This window comes from Mycobacterium sp. Root135 (assembly GCF_001426545.1).
Lineage (GTDB): Bacteria > Actinomycetota > Actinomycetes > Mycobacteriales > Mycobacteriaceae > Mycobacterium.
In genome coordinates this window covers 335,638-348,241 of record NZ_LMEZ01000004.1, presented here as the reverse complement: position 1 = coordinate 348,241, position 12,604 = coordinate 335,638, and the positions used below count along the sequence as shown (strand labels likewise).

At 67.8% G+C, this 12,604-nt stretch carries 15 protein-coding genes; 4 read left to right on the top strand and 11 right to left on the bottom strand.

The features are described from left to right. The first annotated feature begins 75 nt into the window (after positions 1-75). Positions 76-1,623: a Na+/H+ antiporter gene (locus ASD37_RS09340; protein ID WP_235568065.1), complete on the top strand. Its 1,548-nt coding sequence runs from the start codon at positions 76-78 to the stop codon at positions 1,621-1,623. 7 nt (positions 1,624-1,630) lie between these two features. Here the strand turns inward: ASD37_RS09340 and ASD37_RS09335 are convergent, their stop codons facing one another. The 5 genes from ASD37_RS09335 to ASD37_RS09315 form a co-directional block, all read right to left on the bottom strand. Next, a complete protein-coding gene (locus tag ASD37_RS09335; protein ID WP_056550687.1) occupies positions 1,631-2,776 on the bottom strand; it encodes an AI-2E family transporter in 1,146 nt (381 codons plus the stop codon). A gap of 15 nt (positions 2,777-2,791) precedes the next feature. Next, positions 2,792-2,947: a DUF6131 family protein gene (locus tag ASD37_RS31960; protein ID WP_185934646.1), complete on the bottom strand. Its 156-nt coding sequence runs from the start codon at positions 2,945-2,947 to the stop codon at positions 2,792-2,794. Positions 2,948-3,076: 129 nt separating this feature from the next. After that, positions 3,077-3,691 (bottom strand): pyridoxamine 5'-phosphate oxidase family protein, encoded by a 615-nt coding sequence (locus tag ASD37_RS09325; protein ID WP_056550685.1) that lies wholly within the window; start codon positions 3,689-3,691, stop codon positions 3,077-3,079. Positions 3,692-3,698: 7 nt separating this feature from the next. Continuing rightward, positions 3,699-4,796 (bottom strand): o-succinylbenzoate--CoA ligase, encoded by a 1,098-nt coding sequence (menE, locus tag ASD37_RS09320; protein WP_082570072.1) that lies wholly within the window; start codon positions 4,794-4,796, stop codon positions 3,699-3,701. A 47-nt stretch (positions 4,797-4,843) separates the two neighbouring features. Continuing rightward, on the bottom strand, positions 4,844-5,170 hold the full coding sequence (locus tag ASD37_RS09315; RefSeq protein WP_056550684.1) for a DUF3349 domain-containing protein: 327 nt from the start codon (positions 5,168-5,170) through the stop codon (positions 4,844-4,846). Between the two features lie 252 nt (positions 5,171-5,422). Here ASD37_RS09315 and ASD37_RS09310 point away from each other — a divergent pair, with 252 nt between their 5' ends. From ASD37_RS09310 to ASD37_RS09300, 3 genes are read left to right on the top strand one after another with little or no spacing between them, the layout of a single operon-like run. Then, on the top strand, positions 5,423-6,670 hold the full coding sequence (locus tag ASD37_RS09310) for an inorganic phosphate transporter (protein ID WP_056550683.1): 1,248 nt from the start codon (positions 5,423-5,425) through the stop codon (positions 6,668-6,670). Positions 6,671-6,696: 26 nt separating this feature from the next. Beyond that, a complete protein-coding gene (locus ASD37_RS09305) occupies positions 6,697-6,978 on the top strand; it encodes a hypothetical protein (RefSeq protein ID WP_056550682.1) in 282 nt (93 codons plus the stop codon). Positions 6,979-6,985: 7 nt separating this feature from the next. Beyond that, entirely contained in the window at positions 6,986-7,291 is a 306-nt protein-coding gene (locus ASD37_RS09300; RefSeq protein WP_056550681.1) for a DUF3349 domain-containing protein, read from the top strand. 50 nt (positions 7,292-7,341) lie between these two features. Here the strand turns inward: ASD37_RS09300 and ASD37_RS09295 are convergent, their stop codons facing one another. The 6 genes from ASD37_RS09295 to ASD37_RS09270 all read right to left on the bottom strand — a co-directional run bounded on the left by ASD37_RS09295 (position 7,342) and on the right by ASD37_RS09270 (position 12,531). Next, positions 7,342-7,728 (bottom strand): VOC family protein, encoded by a 387-nt coding sequence (locus tag ASD37_RS09295; RefSeq protein WP_056550680.1) that lies wholly within the window; start codon positions 7,726-7,728, stop codon positions 7,342-7,344. A gap of 239 nt (positions 7,729-7,967) precedes the next feature. After that, on the bottom strand, positions 7,968-8,840 hold the full coding sequence (locus ASD37_RS09290; RefSeq protein ID WP_056550679.1) for an SDR family oxidoreductase: 873 nt from the start codon (positions 8,838-8,840) through the stop codon (positions 7,968-7,970). Beyond that, positions 8,837-9,403: a GNAT family N-acetyltransferase gene (locus ASD37_RS09285; protein ID WP_056550678.1), complete on the bottom strand. Its 567-nt coding sequence runs from the start codon at positions 9,401-9,403 to the stop codon at positions 8,837-8,839. Before ASD37_RS09285 ends, ASD37_RS09290 begins: the two co-directional genes overlap by 4 nt. After that, positions 9,400-9,801, bottom strand: a complete 402-nt coding sequence (locus tag ASD37_RS09280) for a hypothetical protein (protein WP_056550677.1) — start codon at positions 9,799-9,801, stop codon at positions 9,400-9,402. The genes ASD37_RS09285 and ASD37_RS09280 overlap by 4 nt, the downstream gene beginning before the upstream one ends. Positions 9,802-9,934: 133 nt before the next feature. Then, positions 9,935-11,380 (bottom strand): APC family permease, encoded by a 1,446-nt coding sequence (locus ASD37_RS09275; RefSeq protein WP_056550676.1) that lies wholly within the window; start codon positions 11,378-11,380, stop codon positions 9,935-9,937. Positions 11,381-11,433: 53 nt separating this feature from the next. Further along, positions 11,434-12,531, bottom strand: a complete 1,098-nt coding sequence (locus ASD37_RS09270) for an alcohol dehydrogenase catalytic domain-containing protein (protein WP_056550675.1) — start codon at positions 12,529-12,531, stop codon at positions 11,434-11,436. Positions 12,532-12,604: the final 73 nt, after the last annotated feature.

Here is a 12,604-nt window from a genome sequence, read left to right as displayed (position 1 = left end):
ATTGACCATGCCGTAAGTGGGGAATGTTCCGGGTCGCTCTTACCCCGGAAAGGTGATCGAACCCCCTTGGCGCTCGTGCTGCTATTGGTCATCGCGACCGTCCTCCTCGCCCCGCTTGCCGAACGGATGACGGTTCCGTATCCCGTCGTCATGTTGATGTTCGGGCTGCTGGTCGCCGTCGTGCCGGGGGTGGAGGTGCCCACGGTCGACGGCGATTGGATCTTGCCGCTGGTCCTTCCGCCGCTGCTCTTCGCGGCGGCGCGCCGGACGTCGTGGCGTCAGTTCCTCGACAACAGGCGCGCCATCGGCCTGCTGGCGGTAGCGCTGGTGGCGGTCACCGCGTTCGCGGTCGGGATGGTCGCCGTCGCGGTGGTGCCGGGGCTTCCGTTCATCGCGGCGGTGGCACTCGGAGCGGCGGTGGCCCCTCCGGATCCGGTCGCCGCCACCGCCGTCGCCCGAAAGCTGCGGCTACCCCGACGACTTCGCACGATTCTCGAGGGGGAGGGGCTCTCCAACGACGCCACGTCGCTGGTGCTGTACGAGGTCGCGGTGGCGGCGACGATGACCGGCGCCCTCTCCCCGGCGAAGGCAGCCGGGTCGCTGGGTCTCGCCGTCGTGGTCGGCATCGGGGTGGGTCTGCTGATCGCGGTCGTGGTCCGCTGGTTGCTCACCCGGCTGCCCGCCCATCCCGCGGGCAGCGGGCTCGTCCTGGTCTTGCCGTTCGCGGCCTACGCCGCGGCCGACGTCGCCCACGGCAGCGGCGTGCTCGCCGTCGTGACGGTGGCCCTCGGGTTGAGCAGGTACGGCGACGTGGAATCCGCCCAGACCCGACTGGTGTCCGGCACCACCTGGGAGATCGTCGAGCTGCTGCTGACCGGTGCCGCATTTGCGTTCGTGGGCTTGGAGATTCGCAACGTGGCCGGCAGTTTGTCCGGCCCGCTGAACGTGGCGATCTGGCAAGCGCTGGCCGTCACCGCGGTGGTCGTCGTCATCCGGTTCGCCTGGATCTTCCCGGTGGCGGCGATCGACGAACGGTTGCGGCGACGCAAGGGTGTTGACGGCGAACCGGTCGGCTGGCGGGAGATGTCGGTCGCCTCCTGGGCTGGGATGCGTGGCGTGGTCACGCTGGCCGCGGTCCTCGCGCTGCCCGCCGGGACGCCGGCCTTTCCGGAACGCGACCGACTCATCTTCATCGCCTTCGTGGTGATCGTCTCGACGATGGTGATTCAGGGGCTCACGCTGCCGCTGATGGTGAAGCGCCTCGGGGTCATCGCCTCGGACGACGAAAAGAACGATGCGACACAGGATCTCATTCGCCGTGCCAGGGATGCCGGTTTCCGGCGGCTCGACGAACTGCGCACCGACGGGAGTATGGATGCCGAGACCATCGGTCAGGCAGAAGACAACGCCGACCGCATGTGGCATTCGATCGGGTTCACCCCCGGTGAGCAGTCCGTCGAGGAAAACACCCGCCACGCCGACGCCCTGAACGCCGTCAAGGATCAGATCTTGGCGGCCGCGCGGGAGGAGATCAGTTCGGCGCGTGCGGAATCCGGCGTCGACCCCGTCGTGGTGGACGGGGTGCTCAAGCGGCTCGACACGCGCGGAACTCAGCCGGAGTAGGTCACCGTCAGGCGGGGGAGGGCTGGGGTTCGTCGGACCCCGCGTCTACCAAGGGCCCGTCCTCGTCGCCGAGCGCTTTGGTGCGTGCGCGGGGGTCGTCGGCGGACAGCACACGAATGAAGCTGTTGAAGAACGCGATGGCCGGCACGGCGAGAAGTGCTCCGATGATGCCAGCGAGCACTCCGCCCGCGGTGAGTCCGAGCACGACCGCCAGCGGATGGATGGACACCGCCCGGCCCATCACCAGCGGCTGCAGCACGTGCGCTTCCAGCTGCATGACCGCGACGATGACGCCAAAGGTGATGAGCGCGTAGATGAAACCCTTGGCCAGCAGTGCCACGATCACGGCGAGTAAGCCGGTGACCAAGGCGCCGATCACGGGGATGAACGCGCCAAGGAAGATCAGCGACGCCAGCGGCATCGCCAGGGGGATGCCCATGATGGCGAGCCCGCTGCCGATCGCGACCGCGTCGACGAAGGCGACCAGCGAGGTCGCGCGGGCGTACCCCGCCAGCGAGTGGAAACCGGCGGCGCCCGCATCGTGGACCCTGGCGCGGTGCTCCGGCGGGACGACCCGAATGACGAAGTGCCAGATGTTGCGCCCGCCGAGCAGAAAGAAGATGAGGGCGAACAGCAGAAGGAAGGCGCCGGCGAGGATTTCGACGATGGTGCCAGCGGTGGACAGTGCCCCGCTGGTTAGTTGAGCTTGATGGGTCCGCAGCGCCTCGGTGAACGTGTCCACGGCCTTGTTGATCTGGTCACCGCTGAGTTCGGCGGGCCCGTTTATCAGCCAGTCGCGGGTGCCCTCGATACTGCGGGTGACCTGCTCGACGAGTTGTGGTGCGCCCTCGATGAATTGGTTGACGACGAAGGCGAGGATGCCGCCGAAGACGGCGAGACCGAAGACTAGGACGAAGGCGACGGCGCCACCGCGGGCCGCACCGTGCCGGTCGAGGAAGTCGACTGCGGGAAGGGCGAGGGCGGTGAGTATGAGCGCCAATGCGACGGGTACGACTACGACACCGAAGAGTCGAAGGACTTCCAGGAGGACGTACGCGGCGGCGAGGAGGAGAAGGAGGCGCCATGCCCACGCCGCGGACGCACGGACGAGGGGACTGACCCATTTGTCGGTGTGGTCCGCAGCGAGGGGCACGGCGGCGTTACTGCGCTAGAACCAAACTTTTCGGCCACCGACGGGGCGGCCGACGGCACCGAGGATGAACAGAATGATGCCGATTACCAGGAGAATCCAGCCGATGGTGATCAGCAGGGGCAGGGGCAGCAAGTAGCCGGCGACGAGAAGGATGATTCCGAGGACGATCATGCTCAGTCCGATCAGTAGAAGCGAGTGAAACTGTCGGAGAAGGAATTGCCACATTCGTCAAAACCAAACCCCTTCAGCCTCACGAGTTCTTAATAAAGGACTTTTCGCCTGTTTCGCCGGGTCACCGGGTCAGTAGAGGATCTTCCGCATGTTGTCCTCGGCGTAGTACTCGTCGAGTTGTTGGTCACTCATGTCCGGCTTGATGGCCTTGGCCAGCTGCGCGACGGTGGGCACCGCGGTGGGGTTCCACGTCTCCGGCTTCCAGGCGTCCGAACGGAGAAAGGCCTTCGCGCAGTGGAAGAACACTTCGTCGACGTCGATCTCCAGCGCCAGGATCGGACGCTTGCCGTCGACGGTCATGGCGTCGAAGTACGGGGCGTCGGCCATGATTCGCGCGGTGCCGTTGATCCGGAGGGTGTCGCCGCGGCCGGGGATCAGGAAGACGGTGCCGACGCGGGGTCGCTGCAGGACGTTGACGAAACCGTCGACGCGCTTGTTGCCCGGCCGCTCCGGGATGGCGATCGTGGTGTCGTCGACGACGTGCACGAAGCCCGGCGGGTCACCCTTGGGCGAGACGTCGACCCGGCCGTCGGCGTCGGTGGTCGCGACGAAGCCCAGCGGCGAATGGGCGAGCCAATCCTGCTGGGCTTCGGACAGCCGGTCCTTCACCTTGTTGGCGGTGGCCGGTGCGGGGAACCCGACTATGGCGCGCAGATCCTCGACGGTCGTGACTTCACGGGACATGCCCCAATCATCCACCGGTGTCGAATCGTTTTGTGAGCTCTCGTCGGTCGAGCTTGCCGATGCCGCGCCGAGGTAGCTCGTCGACGACGTGCACCTCGCGCGGGGCGGCGGTGCCGTCCAGGGTTTGTTCGACGTGAGCCCGCAGGTCGGCCACCGTTGGCGACGCGACGGTGGCCGCCAGCACCACCGCGGCGACCACGCGCTGGCCCAGCCGTTCGTCGGTCACGCCGAACACCGCACAGTCGGCGATGGCGGGATGCGTCAGGAGGGCCGCCTCGACCAGCTGCGGCAGGACGGTCAGTCCGCCGGTGCCGATGGCGTCGTCGATCCGCCCCAGGATGCGCAGCGCACCCGAATCGTCAACCACCCCAACGTCATCGGTGCGGAACCAGCCGGATTCGGCGAACGGGTCGGGATCGGTCGGATGCCGGTACCCCTTCGCCAGGGTGGCCCCGCCGAGGATCACGCGGCCGTCGTCGACGCGCAGCCGGACGCCGTCCAGCGGCACGCCGTCGTAGACGCAGCCACCCGCCGTCTCGCTCATGCCGTAGGTCCGCACCACCCGGATGCCCGCCGCGGCCGCCGCCTCGCCGACGGTCGCGGGCATCGGACCGCCCCCGATGAGGACGGCGTCGAGTTCGGCCAGCGCCGCGGTGGCGGCCGGATCGCCGAGCGCCTTGGCCAGTTGCACGGCAACCAACGAGGTGTAACGCGGCCCCGAGCCCAATGCCGCCACGGCAGAGGGTAATTCGTCGACGTTGAAGCTCGGGTCGACGGCGACGGGAACGGTGCCGGCGAGAAGGCTGCGCACCATCACTTGCAAGCCGGCGACGTGATGGGCCGGCAGAGCCAGCAACCAGGTGCCTGGGCCGCCGATTTTGTCGTGGGTGGCCGACGCGCTTGCGATCAGCGCACGAGCCGTGAGCATGGCGCCCTTCGGTACCCCGGTCGTGCCCGAGGTGGACACCACCAGCGCCACGTCGTCGTCGATGTCCTCGCCGATCCCGAGCGACGACGTCAGCAACTCCGCCGACCGGACGTCCGCGGGAACCGGGAGGATCGCCGACTCACGACCGTCGAGCACGCCTTCGAGCACCGCGAGCAGTGGCTCGGGTGAGGGGATCGGTGGAACGACGACTGCGCGCAGTGGAGCTATGCGGATCCCTCGCCGTCTTCGGTGATCGCGGCGTCGTCGACGCGCGGGTCGTCGAGCGGCCAACCCTTGGCGGCCAGACGTTCCCTGATCCGTTCGACGTCTTCTTCCTGAGGCAGTTCGTCGGTCATCTGCGTGATGAACACGCCGATGTCGATCCGGTCGAACTCGCCTCGGTCCATCAGTCCCTGCGCCACGGCCTTGACCTCTTCATTGGAGAGGCGTCGGTTCAGCAGCGACATGAGCGGCACACGATCCGGGCCGGGCACGCCTTCGGGATACCCGGCCGTGATCCAGGCCACGATCTTTGCGACGAATGCGTTCACGTGTCGACTTCCCGTTGATGCCGCGGCGAGAACCTGACCACGGCGATGTATCGATGGTAGTTCCGCGCCGAGGCGATGTCGTTCCGGCGGGGCACCGTCGGAAGTTTTCGGCCTCGAAGGCGAACGCGCCCCGCCCATTGGATGAACACTGGATGAACAGCGCGGCGGGATCGCCAAACTCCCAGGTGAGGCAGACGATTGTGAGCTTCACCGGCTGGTCAAAACGTCCTGCGAAGCCCCACAATCTGAGCCATGGACACAACCATGATCATCTTGGTGCTGTTGATTGCCACCGCGTTGGCCTTCGACTTCACCAACGGCTTCCACGACACGGGCAACGCGATGGCGACGTCGATCGCCACGAACGCCCTGAAGCCGAAGACCGCCGTCATCCTGGCGGGCGTTCTCAACCTGGTCGGCGCCTTCCTCTCGGTCGAGGTCGCGATCACGGTCACCACCTCGGTTCTCAAGATTCAGGACGGCAAGACGGGGTCGCTGCTGGCAGGCATCGACCCGTCGACCGGCCTCACCATCATCTTCTCGGGCCTCATCGGCGGCATCCTCTGGAACTTGCTGACGTGGCTCTTCGGCATTCCGTCGAGCTCGTCTCACGCCCTGTTCGGCGGCCTCATCGGCGCCGGCCTCGCCGCGCTTGGCCTGGCGGGCGTCAACTGGAGCGGCGTCTTCGGCAAGGTCATCCTGCCCGCGCTGGCCGCACCGTTCATCGCCGGCCTCGTCGCTGCGTGCGGCACCTGGATGGTCTACCGCCTGACGCGCAACGTCGCGAAGAAGCGCCGCGAGGACGGCTTCCGCTGGGGCCAGATCGCCACCGCGTCGCTTGTCGCCCTCTCGCACGGCACCAACGACGCGCAGAAGACCATGGGCGTCATCGCCCTGGCGCTGATCACCACCGGACACCTCACCGGCAACGTCAAGGAAGACGGCCTCCCGTTCTGGGTCATCGCCTCGTGTGCACTGGCCATCGGCCTCGGCACCTACATCGGTGGCTGGCGCGTCATCCGCACGCTCGGCAAGGGCCTCGTCGAAATCGAATCCCCCCAGGGCCTGGCCGCAGAGGCGTCGTCCGCAGCGATCATCCTGAGCTCCAGCGCGGCAGGCATGGCGCTGTCCACCACCCACGTCGCGACGGGCTCGATCCTCGGCAGCGGTGTCGGCAAGCCCGGCGCGCAGGTTCGCTGGGCCGTGGCAGGCCGGATGGCGGCCGCCTGGCTGATCACCCTGCCCGCCGCCGCTCTGGTCGGCGCGCTCTCGTTCTGGCTGTCCAACGTCGTCAAGAACGCCTCGGGATCCGATCTGGCCGGCGACGGCCTGATCTTCGTCATCCTGGTCGGGCTGTCCGGCTTCATGTACTGGCGCGCCCAGCAGCAGAAGGTCGACCACAACAACGTCAACGCCGACTGGGACGACACCAGCAATTCCGTGGTGCCCGTCGACGAGCGCAACGCCAAGGTCGCCGACCAGCCCACGGCCTCGGTCTGATCCGGCAAGAGACATAGGGAACTGACATGAACTATCTGGAAGCCATTCTCAAGGTCCTGGCCGTCGGGCTGATCCTCGGCGCAGGTCTGCCTGCGGTCTTCGCCATCGGACTGGTCGCCTTCTCGAAGGGGTCGGGCGGAGTCGGCAACGACGGCACCACCACGGCACCCAATCCGGCGCTCAAGGTCGCCGGCCTGCTGCTGTTCACGCTCGTCGCAGCCGTGGTCGTGATCGCCATCCTCTGGATCACCAAGGGCACCATTCAGCACCACTTCGGTTTCAACCCCGTCGCCTTCATCCCGAGCTAGGACACTCATGCCCGAGAACAAGAGCTCCATGGAAAACGTCGTCAACTGGCTCGTCGCCGGATACCCCGAGGGCGTGCCGCCCAAGGACTACTTTCCGCTGCTGGCCCTGCTGAAGCGTTCGCTCACCGAGGACGAGGTCGTCAAGGCCGCACAGTCGATTCTGCGGTCCACCAACGGTGACACGGTGACCGAGGCCGAGATTCACGCCGCGGTCCAAGGTGTGATCGACAAGCAGCCCAACCCCGAGGAGATCCACCAGGTCGCATCGCGACTGGCCTCCGTCGGCTGGCCGCTGGCGACCGCGTCGCGCTGAAAGTACTTGCACTGCACGTCCCCTCGGCTCTCCGGAGTCGGGGGGACGTTTCAGTTTCTGGAGTCTCGGCGTAGGGGATGGGTCTCCGGCACCTGAACGAAGATCAGGGTGACGCCGTCCGGGTCGTCGACGTGCATCTCGTGCAAGCCCCACGGTTCCTCGGCGGCGGCCCTGGCGATCGCCACGCCTCGCTGCTCGAGTTCTTTCTGGGTGGCGTAGACGTCACGCACCTGCAGCCACAGCGCGCCGGGGAACGGCGGCGCCCCGGCCGGCGGCTTCCCGTGGCCGGCGAGTTCGATGAGCGACTGTCCGGCGTAGAACACCGTGCCCGCTCCGTAGTCGCGAGCGATGGCCAGGCCGATGTCGTCGCGGTAGAACGCCAGCGACCGCTCGTAGTCGGCGGGCCGGAACAACACACGACTCGCCAGGATCTCCATGCCACGGTTCTAACACGAGGCCGACGAGCCGCCGCCGGCTCCGTCCCGGGTGGGTGTCCGACATCGGCGCTACGCCCGTTCCCTGCATCACGGTCGTGATGTCACCTGCAGCCACGAAATTCGCAGCCCTGGTGCGGAAAACGCGCCTAGCGTCGCGCGCGGAACCATCCGGACAGACCCGTCCGGACAGACCCATCCGGACAGACCCATCTGGACAGACCACGTCCCGGACGTCACTCCTAGGTGGGTTGAATGTGCTGACGCTTCATCAGCGCGTCCACCGCGGCGGGCGCGAAGCTGTTCACCGCATGCGCGGTCACGGCCATCCGCGGGGCGATGCGCACCGGCCTGCGCCGGACTGCGGTGACCATCCAGTCCGCGGCCTCGTCGGCCGACAGCCCAGGCAACCCGTCGAAGGCCCGGGTCGGGGCGATCATCGGCGTCTTGACCAACGGATAGAACAGCGTCGTCGAATGCACGCCCTCGTTGCCCCATTCGGTCTCGACCACGCGACTGACCGCGGTCAGCGCGGCCTTCGAGGCGTTGTAGACGGCGAACAGCGGCGACGACTCGTTGAGCACACCCCACGTCGAAACGTTCACGATGTGCCCGTCGCGGCGTTCCCGCATGCCGGGCCCGAAGCCGCGGATCAACCTCAGCGGTGAGTAGTAGTTCAACGCCATCGTCCGCTCGACGTCGTGCCACCGGTCCAGCGACTCGGCCAGCGGGCGCCGAATGGACCGGCCTGCGTTGTTGATTAGGACGTCGACCCCGCCGAAGCGCTCGTCGACGTCGGCGACCAAGGCGTCCACGGCGTCGAGGTCGGACAGATCGCAGGCGATCGCGGTCGCGTCGCCACCGGCCGCCTCGACCCGCTCGACGACCGAGTCCAGCAGGTCCTTCCTGCGTGCGACGACGATCACCCGCGCGCCCTCGGCGGCGAGCTTCAGCGCTCCCGCTTCACCGATGCCCGACGAGGCTCCGGTGATCAGAATCCGTTTGCCTGCGGGGTCGACTTCGTGCCGGGGAGCGAACAATTGGGCGGCCAACGGTGGCCGCATGCTGGCGAGCACCAAGGTGTCGGCGAGGCGGCGTAGCGGGTTCTTACTCACGCCGAGAGCTTAGGGCCGGCGAATCGGCCCAGATTCGCGACCGCCAGCGTCTGCTGCTCGCCGAACTCCTCGAACGTCATGGCAGGTAGGAAACCGAGCCGTCGCGCGAGGTTCAGCGACCGGGTGTTGGCGCTCTGGGTGACGACGATGACCGGCTCGTCGCGCAGTTCGGCGGCTGCCGTCCGCAGCAGGGCGCTGGCAGCCTGGTAGGCCAGTCCACGGCCCCAGAATCGACGGTCGAGGGTGTAGGCCAGTTCGAGTTCCTCACCGGACGGTCCGAGGTGGCCTGGGTGGTGAAGGCCTCGACGGGTCAGCGACACCGTGCCGATGAACGCGTCGGTCTCCTTCTCGGCGATCAGATAGGAACCAGCCGAGTTCGTCGCCGCGGCGACGCCGGCTTCGTCGAGATCGCGGGTGACGGTGAGCCGGGGCTGAGGCCCGCCGAGGTGAGCGTGGACGTCCGGGTCGACGAGGTGCTCGATGATCGATCCGCGGTCGTCGTCGCGGGCCTTGCGGAGCACGACGTCGCCGGCGTCGATCCGCAGCACGGTGAGCGTGGTCATGCGTCCTGCCGGGGTGCAGGGCGGAGGACGCAGCGCGCGTATCCGATCCAGCACACGATGGTCGACGTCAGCCCGATTCCGAGCAGTGCGAGCGGTGCCGCCGCGACCTCGACGGCGACCGATCCGCTGCCGGGAACGTGCCGGTCGACGGCCCGCATGACGAGGAACGGCAGGATCGCCACCGCGAACGTGGCCATGGCGCCGACGACGGTGAGGCCGAACGCGCTGCGCACCGCGCCGTAGACCATCGAACCCGAGGCGGGGAGGACCAGCAGCGCCAGCGGAAGCGGCCGCAGTCCGGCGTCGACGTCACCCGTGGTGGTCCAGGCGCCCCATCCGGCCATGTCGGCCGACCCGCCTACCGCCTCCGCGGAGTACCACGGGAGGACGATGGCCACTGCGATGGCCAGCAGGCCGAGGGTGCCGATCGCCCACCTGGTGAGTGTGGCTTCGATGAGCTGTCCCCTCCCGAGTTCGGCGCGCCAACGATCGTCACCGAAACGTTAGCGCGCCCGAACCGGGCGGTCGCAGCTAGCCGACACCCTCCAGGACGTCGGTCTCGGTGTTGCCGATGTTGGCGACGATCTCGGGCCGCCGCGCCACCCGGAACCGATACCAGGCAACCGCCGCGATCATGGTGGCGAGGAACAGATAGGGGATGACGTTCAACGGCCAGGCAGGCACCGGCCAGACATTGGCGAAGAACACGTAGGACATGGCGAGCACGACGACGACGGCGCAGGTCCACACCAAGCCGTTGGGCATGCCTTCGCGCCGCGTGTAGACGACGCAGGCGATGGCCACCAAGGCGTAGGCGACCATGTATCCGTACGTGCCGTAGGTGTCGACCCACACGACGATCTGCATCGGGTCGACGCCCGACGCGAGCAGCACCAGGTTCAGCACGATGGCCGTCGGGCCTGCGATCAGCAGGACTCGATGCGGTGTCAGGTGACGCTCGTGGGTGCGGCCGAAGTGGTCGGCGACGACACCCTCCTTGCCCATCACGTAGACGATGCGGCCCACCACGTTCAGCGGTGCCACGACGACGGCGAAGAAGGACGCTCCGACGCCGAAGGTGAGGATCGGGGCGAACCACGACGGCATGCCGATGAGCGTCGCGATGTCCTCGAGCGGGCTGGCGCTCTCGGCGAGCCCGTCGCCGAGGACGGCGATCTGGGTGTAGGCGGCGAACACGTAGAGGACGCCGACGGTGACGGCGCTCCACATGATCGCCCGCGGAATCGTGGTGTACGGATTCTTGGCCTCCCGGCCGAGGGCGTCGGCCGAGGAGAACCCGACGAAGCCGAGGATGCCGAGGACCATTCCCGCGGCCACGCCCTGCAACGGTGCGCCCTCGAGGCTGAACTGCGCGGGGTCCCACGCGCCTGCGCCGGCCCAGACCAGGGCGAGCACCAGGAGGACGACGATGATCGTGACCGACACCAACTCCAACACCAGTGAGACGCGCGCCGAGAGCCGGATGCCGCGGATCGTGAACAGCGTCGCAAGACCGCCGAGCACGACGGCAAGGCCCAGCTGCCAACCGATTCCGGTGGCGGGCACTCCGAGTAGAACCAGGAACTGATTCATGTAGGACACCGCGCCGCCGAGCGAACCGGCCGTGATGCCCCAGCAGCCGACGACCAGTGCGACGCCGGCGAGATAGGCGCCGGTGGGGCCGAGCCCCTTGGCGACGTAGGTGTACAGCGATCCCGCCGAGGCGTGTTTGCGCGCGAAGACCAAGACGCAGTAGCCGACTGCCAGAATGACCAGCGTCGCGAGCAGGAATGACAACACGGTGCCGTTGCCGGCGCCAAGGTAGATGGCCGCCGCGGTGAAGGCGATGACCGCGCTCGGCGCGATGTTCGCGATCGCCTGGGCCGACACTTCCGGCGCGGACATCACGCCGCGACGCAATCCGGCGTCGGTCGGTGCCTGGGTCGAGGACCCGGCTGGCGTGGGTGGTGCAGACATGGGGTCTCCATTGGACGGCTGGATCGGGAAGGGAATTTGGTGAAGCGTTTTGATCAGGGGATGAGCAGGGTGCGCAACGCTTCCCCGGTCTCGAGGTCGGCGAACGCCTCGGCGGCCTCGATTAGCGGGCGGTGTGCGGAGATCAACGGGTCGAGCTTGAGCTGACCGTCCATGTACCGGTCGACCAACGCGGGGATGTCGATCGACGGGCGGACCGATCCGTAGTTCGATCCAAGGATGCGTTGGTCGGCTTCGGCCAGGACCAGAGGTTCGAACGACGCCTTGGCGCCGGTGGGCGGCAGGCCGACGATCACCGCGGCGCCGCCGAGGCCAAGCATCCGGATCGCCTGCTCGGTGGTCGACGTGCGGCCGATGGCGTCGAAGGCGTAGTCCACGCCGTCGGGGAGCAACTCGAAGAGCTGCTCGACGACGTCGCCGTCACTGGCGTCGACGCGGTCGGTGGCGCCGAATTGCATTGCCAATTGGGTCTTTGCGGGCAGGACGTCGACTGCGATGATGCGTTCGGCGCCTGCCAGCCGGGCACCCTGGACGACGTTGAGCCCGACGCCGCCGCAGCCGATCACGACCACCGTCGAACCGGGTTCCACGGCGGCGGTGTTGAGGACGGCACCCACACCGGTCGCGACAGCGCAGCCGACGACGGCGATCACGTCGAGCGGGGCGTCGTCGCGCACCTTGATCGCGCCTGAGGCTGGGACGACGACCTCCTCGGCGAAGGATGAGACGCCAAGGTAGTGGTGGAGCATTTCGCCGTCCTTGGACAGGCGCGAGGTGCCGTCGTACAGGACGCCCTTGGGGGCGACGACGGTGGCGACCTTGTGGCAGCGGGCCTCGTGGCCTGACCGGCAGTACCGGCATTCCCCGCACGGCGGCACCCAGCTGAGCACCACGTGGTCGCCGACGGCCAGCGAGTTGACGCCATCGCCGAGTTCGACGACGACGCCGGAGCCCTCGTGGCCCATCACCATCGGCGCAGGCGCGTCCCACTCGCCGCGTTTGACGTGCAGGTCGGAGTGGCAGACCCCGGCGGCGGCGATCTTGACGCGGACTTCGCCGGCCTTGGGGGCGGCGAGCTCGACGTCGGCGACCTCGATGGCCGTTTCGGGATCGCGGAAGACGATGGCTTTCATGCAGCTCCAGGGTCGGTGGTGGTCGGATCGGGGTGATCGTAGGCACGATGAGCCCTCGGAAGCACTGTGAATT